Source organism: Nonomuraea sp. NPDC049378 (assembly GCF_055586745.1).
Window position 1 is genome coordinate 162,214 of record NZ_JBVJHP010000011.1, and the last position, 18,699, is coordinate 180,912.

Consider the following 18,699-nt stretch of genomic DNA (forward strand, 5'->3'; position numbering starts at 1 on the left):
TCACCTGGCCGCGGTCACCCGCTCCAGCACCTCGTGCAGCTCCTGAGACGAAGCTCGCCGGGTCTTCCACATCAGCCTCACGTCGTCGCCCCGCCACCGCGGGACGACGTGCGCGTGGAAGTGGAAGACGTCCTGCCCGGCCGCCTCCCCCGTGGCGTGGGTGACCGACAGTCCGTCGGGGGCCAGCGCCACCCGCAGCAGCGCGCTCACCCGATGCACCAGCCGGGCGACCTCGGCGCAGGCGTCCTCGGGCAGCTCCCACACATCCCGCGCATGCCCGCGCGGCACGACCAGCGTGTGACCAGGCGCGGCGGGGGCGATGTCCAGGAACGCGACCGCGTGCTCGTCCTCCATCACCCGGTAGGCGGGAGCCCGCCCGGCGACGATCTCGCAGAAGACACATGCGTCCACCCGCCGATGGTCGCATCCCGCCGGACGGACCGCCATCCGGTCACCCGGCGGCGCCGTAGCCGGTGACCCCTCGCGACAGGTCGAACTGGTGGATCCTCGTCAGCGGCCATTCCTCGTACGGGAAGGTCCGCAGGTCCCGGCCGAGGGTTTCGCGGTCGAAGGCCTCGGCCACGCCCTCGGACCGGAGCTGCGCGGCCAGCAGCGCGGTCAGCCGGTCGGCGTCTTCCGGCCGTTCCGCCTGCACCGGCTTGAGCTCGTGCGGGTCGGCCGCGAGATCGAACAGCAGCCGGTGCCCGCCGTTGGCCAGCCAGATCAGCTTCAGGTGATCCTGGCGGACCATCGCCTTGAACCGCCGGGTGCCGGGCCGCCCGTGGTAGCCGAAGAGCGTCTCCCTGGGCGGCGCCGTACCGGCCAGCAGGCCGAACAGGTCACTCCCCTGCCGCAGCTCCGGCTGCCCCGCGGCGGAGGTGGCCAGGCCGAACAGGTCGGTCAGGCAGACCGGCTCCGATCGGCGGTCACCGGCCGCGATCCGCTCCGGCCAGGAGATCAGGAACGGGACCCGGGCTGACGCTTCGAAGAAGCTCTCCTTCTGCCAGCCGTGATGGTCACCGAGCAGGTCGCCGTGGTCGGCGTAGAAGCAGATCAGGGTGTTGTCGGCGTCCGGTCTTCGCTCCACCGCGTCGAGCAGGTCGCCGACGCAGCCGTCGATGTAGCTGATCTCGCCGTAGTAGCGGGCCTTCAGCGTCCGGGCGCGGTGCGGGTCGACGTCTTCGGCGTAGACCAGGTGGTTCATCCAGGGGATGTGCTGGTCGAGATGGTCAATGGCACGATCGCCGCACACAGGGTCGGGCATCTGGTCGGGGTCGTACATCCGGTTGTACGGCAGCGGCGGCGCGAACGGGGGGTGCGGGCCGATGTAGGACACGAATCCGAACCAGGGCCGGTCGTCGTCGGCGGCCATCAGCTCGATCGCCTCCCGCGTGGCCCACGACTCGACGGTGCAGTCGGCCGGCAAGGGGCTGAGCTGCGGCATGTAGTACATGTCGGTCCGCTCCCCCATCAGCGCCTCGATCCAGTCGTACTCAGGGTGTTCCGTCGCGATCCACGACGCGTACGCGTCCCCTGCGCGCTGCTCGGGGCTGCCGTAGAACTCCTCGCTGTGCCGCTGCACCTCGTAGCCGACCGGCGCGTCCCACGGCTCGGTGTGGAACTTGCCGACGCCCCACGTGCGGTACCCGCGCAGGCCCATCGCCTCGGCCAGGTACGGGCCGCAGCGTTCCCGGATCGCGGCGTGTCCCCCGTCGGGGACGGTGTTGTCGTACACCCCGGTCCTGGTCGGTTCGCATCCGCTGCGCAGCGTGTAGCGGGCCGGGACGCAGACCGGGGAAGTGGAGTACGCGTTGTCGAAGACGGTCCCGCGGGCCGCCAGCCGATCGAGATGGGGCGTCGCGACATGGGGGTTGCCGAGCGCCGCGATGGTGTCGAACCGCTGCTGGTCGGTCATCACGAACAGCACGTTCGGGCGGGTGGGCATGAACGGGTCTCTCCTCACAGAGTCGGCAGCAGCCGGGCCTTGTCGCCCCGCAGGGAGATCTCGCGGGCGTTCCAGTCATCGACCAGGCCCAGCTCGGTCAGCAACCGGTCAGCCGGCCAGAACGTGTCCCCGGACTCCGCCAGCAGCGCCGACAGGCGGTCGTCGGCCGCGGCGACCCGGCCGGCCGCCGCCGGGTCGCCGGCCAGGTTGTTCAGCTGCCAGGGATCGGCGCGGTCGTCGAACAGCAGCCAGGGCCGGCCGTCGACGGTACGCGCGTAGGTCAGCTCGTCGGTGACGAAGCCCCGCCACTCGCCGATGCCCTGGTCGTAGCCGTTGTCGAAGCTGACCCAGTTGCCGATCAGCAGCTCCGTGCGCAGGGAGGCGCCGGCTCTGAGCCGATCGCTCAGGTCGCGGCCGTACACCCCGATCGGCGGCAGCCCGAGCAGTCCGAGCAGGGTCGGAGCGAGATCGACCAGGCCGAGCAGGCCGGCCGGGCGGCCGGCGGGAACGCCTGGCCCGCTGATCACCATCGGCACCCTGACGGCCTCCGCGTACGGGCTCTGCTTGGCCCGCAGGCCGTGGGCTCCGAGCATGTCGCCGTGGTCGGAGGTGACCACGACGATCGTGTTCTCGCGCAGCCCGAGCCGGTCCAGCTCCGCCACGACCCGGCCGATCTGCGCGTCCACCGCCGTGATCGCGCTCCAGTAGAGCCGCTGCACCTCGCGCTGCTCGTCGCCGTCTGGCGTGTTCGGCGGCACCGTCATCCGCTCGATCGGGTAACCCGTGCGAAGGTGCTCCGGCACCGAGTCGTACGGGTCGTGCGGCGGGTTGTAGCACAGCGTGAGGAAGAAGGGGGCGTCCTGCCCGGCGAGGAACTCCAAGGCGAGGTCGGTCTGCACCTCGGGCTCGTATCCGACGAAGTCGACCCTGGTCGGGCTCTCGACGCCGACGTAGTAGTGGCCGTCGACGTGGTCATGCGAGCAGTCGACCCCCGCCCAGTGCTCGATTCCCGGCCGCGCGGCGGGCGGCACCCACTTGTCCCGTGGCAGCCCGGCCAGATGCCACTTGCCGATCCAGCCGGTCCGGTACCCGGCGGCGGACAGCGCCGTCCCCAGAGTCTCCAGCCGGGGCGAGAGCGGCAGGTCGTTGGCGACCACGCCGTGCTGGTGGGGCAGGCGGCCGGTGAGCAGGCTGCCCCGGCTCGGTCCGCAGACCGGCGAGCTGGAGCAGCCGCCCGCGATCGCGGCGCCGCCGGCCGCCAGCCGGTCCAGGTGCGGTGTGCGGACCTGGGAGGCTCGTCCGCGGGCGCCGCCGAGCCAGCCCTGGTCCTGGCTCCGCCACTGGTCGGCCAGCAGCACGACGAGGTTCGGGACCGTCACGCCTGGAACTCCCGCGGGTCGATCTCGCCGCTCTTCACCGCGGCGTCGTAGGCGGCCTGCATGCGCTGTTGCATGGCGGTGAGCGCCGGTCCGAGAGCCGCCGACGGGTCGAGCAGCAGCTTCTCCACGGTCTGGTCGACGCTCTCCCCGTCCACCTGCAGCAGGCCGCCGGGCGTCTTCGGCCACTGCTCGTCGCCTTCGGCCGGCCGGAACTGCTGGAGCAGCGCGTTGTCCTTGATCGCGGCGGAGTCCCAGACGGCGGCGTTCAGCGGCGGCGCCGCCTTCGCGGCCAGCGCCTCCTGCATCCCGTCGCCGACCATCACCTCGAACACCTTGGCGGCCTTCTCCGGGTTCCCGGTGGTCGAGGAGATCGCGTACGGGTAACCGGCGTTCATCGGCGACCGCACCGGCTTCTGCCCGTCCGGCACCGGCAGCGGGGCCGCGGCCGCCTTGACCTCGCTGCCGAGATCGGCCAGCGAGGACACGACCGCGCTGCTGGTGACGTACATCCCGGCCTCGCCCTTGCCGAAGGCGTTGATGGCGACGTCACCGGTCAGCGTCGCGGCGCCCGGGTAGGCGGTCTTGTCGGTGAGCATGCTCCGGTAGAGCTCGAGCAGTGGCGCGTACTTGGCCGACTCGTACTTCTGCGTGGCCGCGTTGAACAGCCCGAACTGGGCCAGCGCCGGGTCGGCCGCCATCAGCAGGATGTCGACGCTCCACTGCCGGAACCCGGTCGCCTTGATCGGGATCAGCATGCCGAACGCGTCACCCTTGCCGCTCCTGGTGATGACCGCCGCCGCCTCCCGTACCTCGGAGAAGGTCGCGGGCGGCGAGTCCGGGTCGAGCCCGGCCTTCTCGAACAGGTCGGTGTTGATCAGCATCCGGTTGGTGAACGCGGTGGTCGGCACCGCATACGGCACGCCGCCCCAGACCAGCTCGCTGTTCTTCTGGTGGTAGGGCGCGGCCTTGTCCAGCACGGCCTTGTCGACCAGGTCCGGCAGCGGCTGCACCCACCCGGCCGCGACGAACGCGCCCAGCTGCGCCGACGGGCTGTGGAACAGGTCGGGCGCCCTCTTGGTCTGGAAGCCGAGCCGGACGATCTCTTCGTACTTGTCCGTCGCCTGCGGCTCGTACCGCACCGCGATGCCGAGAGACTTGCCCTCCTGCTGGTTCCAGGTACGGAAGAACTCCTGCCGGGCCTTGGCGTGCGCGCCCGCCCGGTCCCAGACCACGATCGTGGTCAGCTCGTCAGGATCGGTGGAACCGCTCGAGGAGCCGCCGCAGCCGACGAGGACACCCGCGGCGCCGGCGGCGAGCGTGCCGAGCAGTCCGCGGCGGGTCAAGGAGGGATCGATCATCAGGGGGCCTTTCTCATCCGGAAGGGACCGAACCGGACCCCGATCCGGCCGGCGGAGACCACGTCGTGGACCGCGGCGGCCCGATCGCCGAGCATGATCACGAAACTGGCCGTGGCCGCAGGCAGCGCGATCGCCAGCAGCGGGCCGGCGTACGGCACCTGGGTCGCCAGGAACGGCCCGGCGACGGCGGCGACCAGCATGGCCACCGTCGCGGTCAGTGCCAGCTCGATCCGCGACAGCGCCAGCACGTACGCCATCCGCAGCGCCGCCACGGTACGGCCGGTGCGCTCGAACATCACGACCGACCACGGGGCGACGAGCGCCCAGGTCACCCCGGCCACCACGCTGGTGACCAGCACCAGCCAGCCGTAGGGCCCGCCGGGAGACGGGCCGAGCAGGCCGATGAGCACCAGGCAGGCGATGCCGAGATGGCAGCCGGCCAGCCGCAGGGCGGGCAGCAGCCGGCGGGCCAGGAACCGCAGCGTCTCGCCGGGCCCGAGTGCGGCCTCGCCGCGGGCCTGCCGGCGTTGCTGGGCGACCAGCCACAGGGTGGCCGCGGGGGCGGTGATCACGGGCAGGCTCAACAGCAGCCAGCAGCAGCTTGTCCAGGCCCAGAACCACCAGCGGGACCAGCCGCGCAGCAGGGCGCCGTCCGGAGCGAGCAGGGTCATCCCTTCACCGACCCGTCCGTCCAGCCGCGCACGAAGTGCCGCTGCAGCAGGATGAAGATCACCACGATCGGCACCAGCGCCATGTTCGCGCCGGCCAGCACCGTGTTGTACGGCGTCATCCCCTCGGCGGCGTCGTACTGCAGCGCGCTCACGCCCACGACCAGCGTGCGCAGGTCGGGTGCGGCGAGCGAGAACACCAGCGGCACCTGGTAGTTGTTCCACGAGGCCTGGAAGCCGAGGATCACCGTGGTGGCGAGGATCGGCCGCATCATCGGGAAGGCGATGCGCCAGTAGGTGCCGAACAGCCCGCAGCCGTCGACGCGGGCGGCGTCCTCCATCTCGGTGCCGAGGCCGAGCACGAACGCCTTGATCAGGAAGATGTGCACCAGCATGATGCCGGCCAGCTGGACCAGCGCGATCCCGAGCAGATTGGCCAGGCCCAGCGCCTCGGCGATCACGTACTGCGGGTAGAGCGTCGCCGTGGTCAGGCCGACGAACAGGGTGCCGACGTACAGGCCTTCGAGGAAACGCTGGCCGCGGAGCCGGCGCCGCGCCAGCACGTAGCCGGTCATGCTGGAGGCGAGCGTGTCCAGCACCACGACCAGGGTCGTGACGATCATGCTGTTGACGAAATAGCGGGAGAAGCTGGCCGTGGTCCAGGCCTGGAGGTAGGTGCCCCACTCCCAGACCCTGGGCAGCAGGCCGCCGTTCCTGCTGAGGATCTGTTCCAGCGGCGACACCGAGGCGAACAGCCCGAAGACCAGCGGCGACAGCATGATCAGCGCAGCCGCGATCAGGACCGCGTGCAGCAGCGCGGTCAGCGGGCGGATGCGGCGCGGGCGCCCGGACGGCACGGGCTGGGCGGCCGTCGGGGTCGCGGGTTCGGTGACGGTGGGTGTGGTCATGGTGCCGCCCTCCCGCTCCGGCTGATCCGCAGGTAGGCCACGGAGATGATGCCGACGATCACGCTCGCGGTGACGCCGAGCGCGGCGGCGTAGCCGATCTGCGGCACCGATTCGGGCTCGAAGAAGAACCGGTAGAGGTAGGTGAACATCACCTCGGTGCCGCCGGCCGGTCCGCCGTCGGTGAGCGTTTTGACCAGGTCGAAGCTGCGCAGCGTACCGATGATCGAGATCAGGATCACCACCCGTGTCACCGGGGCCAGCATCGGCAGCACGATGTGGCGCAGCGTCGACCAGTGACCGGCGCCTTCCAGCGACGCGCTTTCGAGCAGCTCGTTCGGGATCGTCATCATGCCGGCGAAGAAGAGCAGCAGGTTGATCCCGAGGTGGGCCCACACGCCGACGCCGATGAGGCTGGCGAGCGCGCTGCCGGCCTCACCCAGGAAGCGGATCGGCGTCTCCACCAGGCCCGATCCGACGAGCAGCTGGTTGATCGGCCCACCGGTCTCGCGCAGCAGGAAGACGAAGATGATGCCGACGATCGCCGGCGACAACACGTGCGGCAGGAACAGGATCGTCCGGTAGACGGTTCCGGCGCGCACCCCGCGGAAGAACACGTAGGCCAGCACCAGTGCCAGCGGGATCTCGATGATCAGCCGGCCGGCCCCGAACTTCACCGTGTTCAGCACCGCGAGCCACCACTGCCCGTCGCCGATCATCCGCTCGTAGTTGGCGGCCCCGGTGAACCGCGGCTCCGTGAACCCGTTCCAGCGCTGGAAGCTGAACCAGAACAGCCAGCCGATGGGCAGCAGCGCGAAGGCTAGGTAGGGCAGCAGGCTCGGCAGCAACATCAGGCGGCCGACGCCGTCCTCGCGCCGGTGCCACTGCGCGCGACGGGGAGTGCGGACGGCTGCGGGCATCCGTGCCCCCTCCCTCGGTCGAGTGCGCCGGCCCCGGGCTCGCGCCGATGGGGCCTCATCAACTCGGTATGGACCTTAGATCGATCTAAACCGACGGGTCAACCATATCGACAAAAACCGGTAGGTCAAGTGTGGAATAGTTCAGTGGCAACCGCAGGACGCGCGCGCGTGGATTTCGGGCGGCGGAGGCGTACGGCTGCCCTCGACCGGCATCCCCATCTCCGCCAGCAGCACGCGGCCGCAGACCCGGCCCAGCTCGACAGGATCGGTGGCGATGCTGCTGATCGACGGGTTCCACATCGCCGACTGGTGAAGGTCGTCGATGCCCAGCACCGCGCAGGGCGTCGCGTCGGGCGTGCCGAGCCGCAGCGCCTTCGCCAGGCCGTAGGCCACGTTGTCGCTGTGGCACAGCACCCCGTCCGGCGGCGGCCCCGCGGCGAGCAGGTCGGCGGCGCGGCGGCGCGCCGCGTCCGCGGTCGCCTCCAGCGGCTCCGACCAGGCCGCGTCCCAGCCGGCGCCGGCCTCGGCGACCGCCTCGTGGAAGGCCCGCATCCGGCCCACCCGCGGCGAGGCCAGCGGGTCGCCGCCGAAGTAGGCCACCCGGCGGCAGCCGTGCACGGCGATCAGGTGCTCGGCGCCGAGCCGGCCGATGGCCACCTCGTCAGTGCCGACGAAGGGCAGGTCGACACCGTCGATGCGCCGCAGCAGCAGCACCGTCGGCAGGCCGCTGCGGCGGATGCCGGCGAAATGGTCGGCCGCCGAGGTCAGCGCCGGGATGGTGACGACGCCGGCCGCCCGGTGCCCGACCAGGGACTGCAGGATCTGTCGCTGCAGGTCCAGCCGGTCGACCGTGTTGGCGATCGTGACGAAGAAGCCGACCTCGCCGAGCACCTCCTGCACGCCCAGCGACACCTCGGCGACGAACGGGTTCATCACGTCCGGCATCACCAGCCCGACCAGGTCGTTACGCTGGGTCCGCAGGTTCGCGGCGGCCTGGTTGTAGATGTATCCCAGCCGCTCGGCCTCGGCCAGGACCGCGCTCCGGGTCGCCGCCGACACCAGCGGGCTGTTCCGCATCACCAGCGAGACGGTGGCCCGGGACAACCCCAGCGAGTTGGCCACGTCGATCATCCGCACCCGTCGCCCCCGGGCCCGGTCGCCCTGCTCCAGGTCGTCTTGCACGTCTCACCTCCCGCGCCGGCCGGCACCGCCCTGCATGAACGACAAGCGTCGCCGCCGCGGCGAACAGCAGGCGGTGATCATCAGGTGATCAGTGGCGGCCTCAGGATAGCCCGATCTCGGCCGGGACAAAATTCCCGATCATGGAACTTTCCGGTTGCAGGGAAGTTCCGGTGAGCGTATGTTCTGGTCCATGCAGGAGTCGCGGCGGGAGCGGAAGAAGCGTGAGACGCGGCAACGGATCGTCATGGCGGCGATCAAGCTGTTCGAGGAGCAGGGATACGAGCAGACCACGATGGCGCAGATCGCCGCGGCGGCGGACGTCGACCCCAAGACCTTCTCCAACTATTTCCGCAGCAAGGACGAGGTTCTGTGGGTCGGCAGCGAGCGGGACTTCGACGTGCTCTTCCGGGCGATCGCGGAACGCCGGCCGGAGGAGGGTCCCGGCGAGGTGCTGGCGAGGATGATCCAGGAGTACGCCGCCCACCGCCGGCCCAAGGTTCCACAGAAAGAGCCCGAAGAGCTGTCCGCGACGGCCCGTCTTGTGCTGAACACGCCCGCCCTGCAGGCGAAAGGGCTCTACCTGATGCTTGACCTGCAGCACCGGATCGCCGGCGAGTTGCAGAAGGCGTTCCCCGACCGGCTCGACCCCATCACCGCCGCGGCGATGACCGGCGCGCTGCTGGGCGCGATCCAGCAGGCGAGCTGGACGAGCGTTCAGCTCGGCCGGTCGCAGGACGAGTTGTGGGAGGCGGCGCGGCATGCCGTCGACATCGCCATGCAAGGCCTGCGTTCGGCGCGACCGCACGCCGAAGGCGCGTAACTCGGACCGGCCCACAAGGCCGGCGGCATACCGCAGAAAGGATCGGCCCACCATGAGGGAGAACGTCCGGCAGGTGGCCCGCGACGCACGACGCGCCGCGCGGGAGGGCACCGCGGGGCTCATGCGGCGCCGGCGTGCCCGCCTGGCCGAGGCGGTGGCCTACGCCCGCGCCCACTCGCCCTACTACCGCGAACTGTACGAAGGCCTGCCGGATCAGGTCGACGACCCGGCGCTGCTTCCGGCCACCGACAAGAAGGCGCTGATGGCCCGCTTCGACGACTGGGTCACCGACCGGCAGGTGACTCTCGAGAAGGCCGAGGCGTTCGTGGCCGACCCGCGTCTCGTGGGGCACCCGTTCTGCGGCCGCTACCTGGTGGTCACCACCACCGGCACCAGCGGCCTGCGCGGCCTCTTCGTGCTGGACGACCGGAACATGACCGTGCACACCGGCCTCGGCCTGCGCTCCGGTGGAGGGCTGTCGGCCGGGGACGTCGTCCGGACCCTCGCCCGCGCGGGCCGTACCGCCATCGTCACCGCGCCCGGCGGCCATTTCGCCACGGTCGCGGGACCGGCCCGGATGGCGTTGGACAGGCCATGGCTCGGCCGGATGATGCGGATCTTCCCCATCAACCAGCCGATCGCGGACCTGGTCGACCAGCTCAACCGGTTCAACCCCGCCAGTGTCGCCGGCTTCGCAGGCATGCTCACCCTGCTCGCCGGCGAGCAGGAAGCGGGCCGCCTGCGCATCCACCCCTCCCTGGTCATCCCGGGCGGTGAGACGCTGTCTCCGCACGCCCGGGAGCGGATCGCCACCGCGTTCGGAGCCAAGGTCCGCGCCACCTACGCCTCGGCCGAGTGCGGCTTCCTGAGCGCCGGCTGCACGGACGGCTGGTATCACGTCAACAGCGACTGGGTCGTCCTGGAACCGGTCGACGCCGACCACCGGCCCGTCCCACCGGGTCAGCTCTCGCACACCGTCCTGATCAGCAACCTCGCCAACCGGGTCCAGCCGATCCTCCGTTACGACCTCGGTGACAACGTCATCGTCCGGCCCGACGCCTGCCCCTGCGGCAGCCCGCTGCCCGCCATCCGGGTGCAGGGCCGCGCCGCCGAGCTGCTCGCCTTCCCCACCGGCGGTGGCGACCACGTCAGCATCTCCCCCATGGTCTTCGGCGCCGCGCTGCACGTGCCGGGCGTCGAGCAGTTCCAGCTCGTCCAGACGGCACCCACCACCTTGCGCGTACGCCTGCGAACCGCCGACGGCGCGGACGCCGACCGCGTGTGGGAGACCACGCGCGACCAGGTGACCCACCTGCTCGCCGAGCACCAGGCCGGGGCCGTCACCCTCGAACGCGCCGAGGAACCACCGCAGCAGTCGCCCGGTGGCAAGTTCCGCAGGATCATTCCCCTGGCCAGGGCGTGACGGCACGTCCACGTACGCGGCGCCGCACCCGTAGGCCGTAGCCTGCGCGGTGCCCGGGTCCCGGCCGCGACCGTCGCCGCGCCGGCACACGACCCACGCAGGGCAAGGGCTCGACTCTCGGGAGAAACGGTGCGGTTCTGGCGACTCGCACGGGAGCACCTGCGCACGATGGGCGTGCTCCTCGCGCTGACGTTGAGCGCCTGCCTGCTGGTCGCGGGGCTGCCCAGGGCGACGCAGGCGTCGTACGACGAGGCGCTGCGCCGCGCGCTGAGCTCCGCCCCCGCCGTGCTGGCCGACCTGACCGTGACCATGGAGTCGAGCTCGCGGGAGGAGGACCTTCGCGAACGCGCCCCGTTCGACTCCCTCGACCGCCTCTGGCGCCGGATCATGCCCGCACGGCTGCGCCCGCTGGCCGCAGCCGGTGGTCACATGAGCGCCAAGACCATCCGCACGCCGATCACCGGCACCAGCGGCCAGTCGTACATCAACCTGGGCTGGCTCTCCGACGCCGACCGGCGCGTGGACTGGGTGCAGGGGCGGGCGCCCGGCGCGATCGCGACCATGCGGTACGAAGGCCGGACGATCCCCGTGTTCGAGGCCGGGGTCGTCGAGGAGGCCCTGGGCAAGATGGAGCTGCGGCTGGGCCAGACGAAGATCGTCGGTGAGAACGATCAGGCCGGCGTGAAGATCGTCGGCGTCTTCCGCGCGAAGGACCCCGCCGACCGCTACTGGTCGCACCACCTCGACGTCCTGCACGTCCTGCGGCTGCAGCCGCTCCAGAAGCACATCACGGCGCTGATCTCCGAGGCCGGGCTGGGCGTGCTCAGCGGCAGGGAACGCTACCTGACCTACCGCTGGACCCTGCCCGTGGACCCGCGCGCGGCGAGCGCGCGGGCCGCCGGCGACCTCCGGACGGCGGTCGCGGAGTTCGACCGGGTGGTGGCGCTGCAGCCCATGGGCACGGCCGCCCCTTTCCACCTGCGGACCGCGCTGCCCAAGCTGCTCGGTGACTTCCTGGCCGAGCTGTCCACCGCACGGACCGTGATGTTCCTGGTGCTCGGCGGGCTGCTCGCCGTGGCCGTCGGCGTGATCGTGCTGGCCGTGCAGCTCCTGACCGACAGGCTCGACCACGCGCTGACGCTGGCGCGGGCGCGCGGCGGCTCGCTCCGGCAGGTGGCGGGCACGGCAGCGGCGCTCACCGGACTCGCCGTGGCGCCCGGCGCCCTGGCCGGGTACGCGCTGTCGTCCCTCGTGCCCGGTCCCGCGCTGCCGATCGTGCACGCCGGGCCGGTGCTCGTGGTGCTCGTAGCCGTCGGGTTCGCCGCCGTGCGCCTGGCCCTCGTGCACCGCACACCTCTGCGCGAACGACGCGACGACGTGGCCGCCGCCCGGCCCTCGGCCAGGCGGATCACCCTGGAGCTGCTGGTCGTCGTGCTGGCGTCGGCCGGGGCCTACCTGCTGCGGGCGCGCGGGCTGGACGACTCCGCGGGGCAGGACCCGTTCCTGCTGCTGGTGCCGGTCGCCTTGACCGCGGCGGCGGCGCTGATCACCCTGCGCTGCTACCCGTACCCGCTGCGGCTGCTCGTACGGCTGGCCGCGCGCGGCCGGGCGGCGGTGCCGTTCCTCGGGCTGACCCGGGCGGCCAGGGCCCGCCCCGCCGGCGTGCTGCCCGTGCTCATCCTGCTGCCCGCGCTGGGCGTGTCGGTGTTCGCCGCGGTGATCTCCGACGGGATCGCCGGCACGCAGCTGCAGGCGTCCTGGCAGCAGGCGGGCGCGCCGATCAGGATGACCTCCGACATCGAGATCCCGGCCGACGCGATCGAGCGCGTGCGCGGCCTTGCCGGGGTGGAGCAGGTGGTGCCCGCGCAGACGGGCGAGGTGCAGATCGGGTACGGCGGCGAGCGGGCCGCGGCCATCGCCGTGGACGTGGCGCGGTGGCGGCAGATCCTCGGCGGCACCCCGCTCGACCTGCCCGCCCTGTCCGACGGCGCGCTCGTCTCGCCCGAGCTGCGCGGCCGGGGCACGTTCGAGATCGGCTGGCAGTCGCGGCTGAAGCTCGCCACGCGCGGCGTGATCGAGTCGGTGCCCGGCTTCTTCACCGAGGGCAAGTTCCTCGTCGTGCCCATCGACGTGCAGGTCCGGCCCTACGTGAACACGCTGCTGATCAAAGGGGACGCCTCGCTCTCCGCGCTGGCGCGGCTCGTCCCATCGGCCACCATCACCTCCCAGGAGACGACCCTGGCAGCCATCAGGGACGATCCGCTGACGAGCGCGGTGCGCTGGGCGCTCGTGGTGGTGACGGTCGCACTGGCCGCGTACGCGCTGGCCGCCGTCGTGCTGGGCCTGATGGTCGGGGCGGCGGAGCGGGCCAGGGCGGTGTCGTTCCTGCGCACCCTCGGCCTGTCGGAGCGTCAGGCGCAGCGGCTGACCGTGCTGGAGATCCTGCCCATGATCCTGGTCACCGCGCTGACCGGGCTCGGCCTGGGCCTCGGCCTGCCCGCCGCGCTCGGGCCCGCCGTGGACCTGTCGCCGTACGCCGGTGACCTGCCCGTCGGCGACTACGCGCTCAACCTGTTCGTGCCGGGCGCGCTGGCGGCAGGGCTGGCCGCCGTGGCCGTGCTCGGCGCGTATGCGCACACGCTCATCAGCGGCCGCCGCAGCCTCGGCGCCGTCCTGCGCGTGGGAGACCTCGTCTGACTGGTCATCGCCCAGCGTTCCGGGCACGGTAGAGGCTGTGCCCGAAGACAATTTCGACGAACGAACAGCACGGACGTACGAAGCCAAATGGCCGGAACTGTTCGACCCTGCGGTCGTCGACCCCGCTGTACGGTTCCTCACCGACCTGGCCGGGCCAGGCGGCGCCGCTCTCGAACTGGGCATCGGTACGGGGCGCATCGCGTTGCCGCTCAGCCGGCGCGGTGTTCGGGTGCACGGCATCGAGCTGTCGCGGGCGATGGTGGCGCGGCTACGGGCCGAACCGGGCGCGGAGAACATCCCCGTGACCATCGGTGACTTCGCCACCACCCAGGCGGGCGCCACCTTCACCCTCGCCTACCTGGTGCGCAACACCATCACGAACCTCACACGCAAGACGAACAGGTCGAATGCTTCCGCACCGTGGCGGCGCAGCTGGCACCAGGCGGCTGTTTCGTCATCGAGGTCTATGTCCCTGAGCTTCGGCGTCTCCCGCCCGGCCAGACCGTCCATCCGTTCACCGTGACCCAGGAACATCTCGGTTTCGAGGAGTACGACGTGGCATCGCAGATCGCCGTCTCCCACCATTACTGGGTGGTGGACGGCCGGCTCGAGACCCGTTCGACGCCGCATCGCTACGTGTGGCCGGCCGAACTCGACCTGATGGCACGGCTCGCCGGCATGACCTTGCGCGAGCGATGGGCGGGCTGGAAGCGCGAGCCGTTCACCAGCGACAGCCGCACCCACGTCTCGGTGTGGCAGAAGTCGACGTAACGGCCGATCGGTACTTCTTGGCGGTGCGGCCCCGTCCGTATCATCGCGGGCATGGTGCTGCTGAACCCGGAGCCGCGGCCCAGCCGGCGGGCGGTGCTCCTGGCCGCTGGAGGGCTGCTCGCCGGGTGCGCCCAGCAGCCCGAGGCCGACGAGGTCGACCTGCGGCTGGCCACCGGGCCGGCGGGGGCGGTCTACCGGCGCATCGGCGGCGCGCTGGCCGGCCACATCTCCGAGCGGGTGCCGGGCGCCACCGTGCGCACCGTGCCGAGCGGGGCGTCCACCGACAACATCCGGATGTTGCGGGCGGGCGAGGTGCAGCTCGGGCTGACGAGCCTCGACGCGCTGATCATGGCTGACGGCAGCGCTCCCGAGGGGCTCTCAGCGATCTGCCGCCTGTACGAGAGCCACCTGCACCTCGTGGTCATGGCCGGTTCGCCGATCGAGGAGTTCCGCGACCTCAAGGGCAAGCGGGTCTCCCTCGGCGCCCGCGACTCGGGCACCGAGTTCACCTCGCTGCGGGTCCTGGAGTCCGGGCCGGTGGACGCCGACGGCCACTACCTCAGCCAGGCCGCATCGGCGGCGGCGCTGCGCGACGGCGAGATCGACGCGATGTTCTCCCTGACCGGCGTCCCGACACCCGCCATCACGGAGCTGGCCAGGCAACACGCGATCCGGCTGATCCACCTGGACGAGCAGGCGCCCGCGCTCTTCACGGCGTTCCCCGGTCCCTACACCCCGGCCATGATCCCCGCGACCGCCTACGCCGGTGTCCCCGCCACCCGCACGGTCGCCGTCCCGAACGTGCTTCTCGCGCGCAACGACCTGCCCGACGACCTGGTCCACGCCATCACCGACACGATCTTCACGCACACCGGCACGATCACCTCCGGCGGGCCCGACGCCGCCGGGGGCGGTCCGGAAGCCATACCCGAGGCGTGGCAGATCAACGTACGGACCGGCATCTCCACCGCGTCGATCCCGCTCCATCCGGGCGCGGCCGCCTGGTTCCGCGACCGCAAGCGCTGATCCCGAGCGCCGGCCGAGGTCTCCGTCGCCCGATTCAGGAGGTCTCAGGCCGCGGGATTCAGGAGGTCTCAGGCTGGGGATTCAGGCGTCCCGAGCGAGGCTCGTGCCGGAGGTCGCAGGCGAGGCTCAGGCGGGGGCAGGAGCCGGCGCGTCCGGCGGCGACGCCACCCGGGGCACGGCGGGCAACGCGACCACCGCGGCGAATCCGTGCCCCGACCCGTCCGGACGCGGCAACCCGTCCTCCAGCCGCAGTTCGCCCCCGGCCGCCCCCACCAGGTCGGCGCAGATCGCCAGTCCGAGGCCGGTCCCCGGCACGTTCTGGTGCCGCGGCGAGCGCCAGAACCGCCGTAGCGCCTGGACCCGCTCGGACGCGTCGATCCCCTGCCCGTCGTCACGGACGACGATCGTGACCACCCCACCGCCCCCGGAACCGGCCCCGGGCCCATCACCCTGCCCATCACCCTGCCCATCACCCTGCCCATCACCGGGCCCATCTCCCTGCCCATCACTGGGCCCACCGCCTGGGCCGCCGGTCTCGCCCGGATCGGCCTGGGCGGTCACCTCCACCGCCCGCGCGTCCGACAGCCGCAACGCGTTGCTGATCAGCTCGTCCAGGATGCTGCCCAGCCCTCCGGACGGCTCCAGCAGCCGCAGACCCGGCGGTACGTCGACCGCCAGCGTCTGCCCCGCGTTCTCCGTCAGCGCCCGCCACCGGTCCACCCGGGTCGCCAGTACCGCGTCGAGGTCCACCGGCGACGCCGTCCTTATGCTCTCCATCCGCGCGCTGGCCTGCAGGGAGTTCAGCATCCGCTGCATGGCTTTCAGCTCGTCGACGGCGACGGCGTACACCTGACGCCCGTCGCCGGCCCTGTCGCCGGCCCCGTTCCCGGACCCGTCAGCCGGGCCCAGGTGCGGTTCCAGGCTCTCCACGGCGAGCCGGAGGCTGGTCAGCGGGTTGCGCAGCTGGTGGGAGGCGTCGGACACGAACGCCCGCTGCCGCTGCACGGCGTTCTCGACGGCGTCCATCATGGTGTTGAACGACTCGGCCAGCCGCCGCAGCTCGACCGGGCCCGCCTCGGCGTCCGCGCGGATCGTCAGGTCGCCCTGGGAGATGCGCGAGCTGGCCGCGTCCAGTTCGCGCACCGGCCGCAGCACCCACGCCGACACCGGCCAGGCGACGGCCACGAGCGCGATCAGCGGCAGCAGTCCGAGACCGGCGAGCCGGGCCCAGCGCGCGAGGATGCGGGAGCGCGTCTTCGACAGGTCGGAGATCGTCACGACGGCGCCGACGACCTCGCTGTCCCGGCCCACGGGTTCGGCGACCACGAGTGCGGAGTCGTCCCACGGCGCCCATTCCCCTGAGGGTTCGGGTCTGGCCCCGGCCAGCGCGGCCGTCACGATGCGGGGCAGCGCCGGCTCCTTGCGGGCCGCCTCCTGGTAGGCGTCCGCGGGTCCGAGCAGCACCGTGCCCGAGGTGTCGATCACCGCGACGGGGATCCCGTACAGCTCGTGGTAGCGGGCCAGTTCCTGCTGGAGCGCCTCGGTACGCCCGGTCGAGAGCGCGGTCTCGGCCAGCGACGAGAACCGTCCGACGTCGTTGAGCCGGTCGACGTACGTCTCCTGGATCTCGCGTTCGGCCACGGTGACGCTGAGCGGCACCCCGAGCGCCGCGACGAGCAGCACCGCGAGGGGCACCAGGACGACGAGCAGGCGACGGTGCATGGCGGGTCAGCCGGTCGGCTCCGGCCGCTCGGCCAGGAGCCGGTAGCCGACCCCGTGGATCGTACGGATGACCACGGCCGGTCCGAGCTTGTGCCGTAGCGCCGCGATGTGGGTGTCGAGGGTGCGGCTGGAGGACTCCCAGGTGGCGCCCCAGATCTGGTCGAGGATGACGTCGCGGCTCACCACGTTGGGGGCCCGCCTGGCCAGCAGCAGGAGCAGCTCGAACTCCTTGCGGGTCAGCGTCACGGGGGCGCCGTCGACGGTGACCTCGCGGGTGCCGACACCGATCCGCAGCGGGCCGAGGACGAGGGGCTCGTCGGGGTGGCTGAGGGCGCGGGCCAGCCGGGTGCGCCGCAGGACGGCGTCGATCCTGGCCAGCAGCTCCGGGATGCCGAACGGCTTGACGATGTAGTCGTCGGCGCCGGCGCGCAGGCCGCGTACGCGCTCGTGCTCCTCCGAGCGTGCCGTCACGGCGATGACGGCGGTTTCCGGGCGGTCGCGCAGCTTGCGGATCACGTCGAGCCCGTCGCCGTCGGGCAGGCCCAGGTCGACGAGGACAACGTCGGTGGGGTCGGCGCGCACGGCTTCGGCGGCGGTGGCGATGCGGTGGACCTCGAACCCGGCCTGAGCCAGGACGGTCACCAGACCCCGCGCCACGCGGTCGTCATCCTCGATGATGGTGATCCGCATAGTGGATTGTACGACCCGGTCAAACGCCGGTGTTAGCCCGTTCTTGGGATTTCTCTGACATCTTGTGCATTCCTTGGGATTCCTCTGACACTATCCGCGCCCCTGCCAGCCCAGACTGAGGCCGCGCACTCACCGACGGAAGCGAATGCGCTGACGAGGAGGCCTCGACATGAGAACGTCCAGCAGATACCGGGCCACCGCGCGGATGATCGCCACGATCGGCGTCGTTTCGCTCATCGCCGCGTGTTCCGGCAACGGAGGTGGAGGCACCGCCGACGCCGGCGGAGGCTACCCTGACGACAACATCACGATCGTCGTGCCGTTCAGCGCGGGCGGCCCGACGGACACCGTCACCCGCCTGATCGCCGAGCCGATGGCCGCCAAGCTCGGCGGCAAGATCGTCGTGCAGAACGTCGAGGGCGCGGGCGGCACGGTCGGCGCCGGCGAGGTCGCGCGGGCAGAACCCGACGGCTACACCGTGCTCATGCACCACATCGGCATGTCGACCGCGCCCGCCCTCTACAAGGACCTGGGCTACCAGCCTCTGGAGAGCTTCGAGACGGTCGGGCTCGTCACCGAGGTGCCCATGACGGTCGTCGCCCGCAAGGACTTCGCGCCCGCCACGCTCAAGGACCTCGTGGCCCACGTGAAGGCGAACGCCGACAAGGTCACGCTGGCCAACGCCGGCATCGGCGCCGCGTCCCACCTGTGCGGCCTGCTGTTCCAGACCGCAGCCGGGGTGAAGCTCCAGGAGGTCCCGTACGAAGGCACCGGCCCGGCGCTGACCGACCTCGTCGGCGGCCAGGTCGACTTCATGTGCGACCAGACGACCAACACCAGCGGCCAGATCACCGCCGGCGAGGTCAAGGCGTACGCCGTCACCACGCCGGAGCGGGTCAAGAGCCTGCCCGACCTGCCCACCACGGCCGAGGCCGGGCTGCCCGGCCTGGAGGTCAGCGTGTGGCACGGGCTCTACGTCCCGAAGGGCACGCCGCAGGACGTCGTGCAGAAGCTGTCCGAGGCGCTGAAGGCCGCGCTGGCCGATCAGAAGGTCATCGACCAGATGGCCAAGCTCGGCACCGCGCCCGTCCCGGCCGAGAGCGCGACCCCGCAGGCGCACAAGACCAAGCTCGAAGAGCAGCTCGGCACCTGGGGCAAGGTCATCGCCGACGCCGGCGTCAAGGCCTCCTGAG

General features: G+C 71.7%; 17 protein-coding genes. 7 read left to right on the top strand and 10 right to left on the bottom strand.

Going from position 1 to position 18,699, the window contains the following annotated elements; genetic code table 11:
- The 8 genes from ACZ6SA_RS24390 to ACZ6SA_RS24425 all read right to left on the bottom strand — a co-directional run bounded on the left by ACZ6SA_RS24390 (position 1) and on the right by ACZ6SA_RS24425 (position 8,357).
- Entirely contained in the window at positions 1-411 is a 411-nt protein-coding gene (locus ACZ6SA_RS24390; RefSeq protein ID WP_443152106.1) for an HIT family protein, read from the bottom strand.
- A 40-nt stretch (positions 412-451) separates the two neighbouring features.
- Complete coding sequence (locus ACZ6SA_RS24395) at positions 452-1,945, bottom strand: sulfatase family protein (RefSeq protein WP_347645728.1); 1,494 nt, start codon at positions 1,943-1,945, stop codon at positions 452-454.
- A 14-nt stretch (positions 1,946-1,959) separates the two neighbouring features.
- Positions 1,960-3,324 carry a sulfatase-like hydrolase/transferase gene (locus tag ACZ6SA_RS24400; RefSeq protein ID WP_347645727.1) on the bottom strand — a complete coding sequence of 455 codons (1,365 nt, stop codon included), beginning with the start codon at positions 3,322-3,324 and terminating at the stop codon, positions 1,960-1,962.
- Complete coding sequence (locus ACZ6SA_RS24405) at positions 3,321-4,682, bottom strand: ABC transporter substrate-binding protein (RefSeq protein WP_465830608.1); 1,362 nt, start codon at positions 4,680-4,682, stop codon at positions 3,321-3,323. The genes ACZ6SA_RS24400 and ACZ6SA_RS24405 overlap by 4 nt, the downstream gene beginning before the upstream one ends.
- Positions 4,682-5,353 (bottom strand): hypothetical protein, encoded by a 672-nt coding sequence (locus tag ACZ6SA_RS24410; RefSeq protein WP_443152103.1) that lies wholly within the window; start codon positions 5,351-5,353, stop codon positions 4,682-4,684. The genes ACZ6SA_RS24405 and ACZ6SA_RS24410 overlap by 1 nt, the downstream gene beginning before the upstream one ends.
- On the bottom strand, positions 5,350-6,258 hold the full coding sequence (locus tag ACZ6SA_RS24415; protein ID WP_465830609.1) for a carbohydrate ABC transporter permease: 909 nt from the start codon (positions 6,256-6,258) through the stop codon (positions 5,350-5,352). Before ACZ6SA_RS24415 ends, ACZ6SA_RS24410 begins: the two co-directional genes overlap by 4 nt.
- Entirely contained in the window at positions 6,255-7,175 is a 921-nt protein-coding gene (locus tag ACZ6SA_RS24420) for a carbohydrate ABC transporter permease (RefSeq protein WP_347645723.1), read from the bottom strand. Before ACZ6SA_RS24420 ends, ACZ6SA_RS24415 begins: the two co-directional genes overlap by 4 nt.
- A 141-nt stretch (positions 7,176-7,316) precedes the next feature.
- A complete protein-coding gene (locus ACZ6SA_RS24425) occupies positions 7,317-8,357 on the bottom strand; it encodes a LacI family DNA-binding transcriptional regulator (RefSeq protein ID WP_465830611.1) in 1,041 nt (346 codons plus the stop codon).
- A gap of 190 nt (positions 8,358-8,547) precedes the next feature.
- On the opposite strand from ACZ6SA_RS24425, the gene ACZ6SA_RS24430 reads away from it, so the two are divergent.
- From ACZ6SA_RS24430 to ACZ6SA_RS24455, 6 genes are all read left to right on the top strand, one after another.
- Entirely contained in the window at positions 8,548-9,177 is a 630-nt protein-coding gene (locus tag ACZ6SA_RS24430) for a TetR/AcrR family transcriptional regulator (protein ID WP_347645721.1), read from the top strand.
- A 52-nt stretch (positions 9,178-9,229) separates the two neighbouring features.
- Positions 9,230-10,600, top strand: a complete 1,371-nt coding sequence (locus ACZ6SA_RS24435; protein ID WP_465830614.1) for a hypothetical protein — start codon at positions 9,230-9,232, stop codon at positions 10,598-10,600.
- A 129-nt stretch (positions 10,601-10,729) separates the two neighbouring features.
- Positions 10,730-13,297, top strand: a complete 2,568-nt coding sequence (locus tag ACZ6SA_RS24440) for an ABC transporter permease family protein (protein WP_465830616.1) — start codon at positions 10,730-10,732, stop codon at positions 13,295-13,297.
- A gap of 37 nt (positions 13,298-13,334) precedes the next feature.
- Complete coding sequence (locus ACZ6SA_RS24445; protein ID WP_465830618.1) at positions 13,335-13,820, top strand: class I SAM-dependent methyltransferase; 486 nt, start codon at positions 13,335-13,337, stop codon at positions 13,818-13,820.
- Positions 13,817-14,068, top strand: a complete 252-nt coding sequence (locus tag ACZ6SA_RS24450) for a hypothetical protein (RefSeq protein ID WP_465830620.1) — start codon at positions 13,817-13,819, stop codon at positions 14,066-14,068. The genes ACZ6SA_RS24445 and ACZ6SA_RS24450 overlap by 4 nt, the downstream gene beginning before the upstream one ends.
- Before the next feature lie 51 nt (positions 14,069-14,119).
- A complete protein-coding gene (locus tag ACZ6SA_RS24455; protein WP_465830622.1) occupies positions 14,120-15,094 on the top strand; it encodes a TAXI family TRAP transporter solute-binding subunit in 975 nt (324 codons plus the stop codon).
- Between the two features lie 126 nt (positions 15,095-15,220).
- On the opposite strand, the gene ACZ6SA_RS24460 is transcribed toward ACZ6SA_RS24455, so the two are convergent.
- Positions 15,221-16,816 (bottom strand): sensor histidine kinase, encoded by a 1,596-nt coding sequence (locus ACZ6SA_RS24460; protein WP_465830624.1) that lies wholly within the window; start codon positions 16,814-16,816, stop codon positions 15,221-15,223.
- Between the two features lie 6 nt (positions 16,817-16,822).
- Positions 16,823-17,506: a response regulator transcription factor gene (locus ACZ6SA_RS24465; protein WP_347645715.1), complete on the bottom strand. Its 684-nt coding sequence runs from the start codon at positions 17,504-17,506 to the stop codon at positions 16,823-16,825.
- A gap of 169 nt (positions 17,507-17,675) precedes the next feature.
- On the opposite strand from ACZ6SA_RS24465, the gene ACZ6SA_RS24470 reads away from it, so the two are divergent.
- Positions 17,676-18,698 (top strand): tripartite tricarboxylate transporter substrate-binding protein, encoded by a 1,023-nt coding sequence (locus tag ACZ6SA_RS24470; RefSeq protein ID WP_347645714.1) that lies wholly within the window; start codon positions 17,676-17,678, stop codon positions 18,696-18,698.
- Position 18,699: the final 1 nt, after the last annotated feature.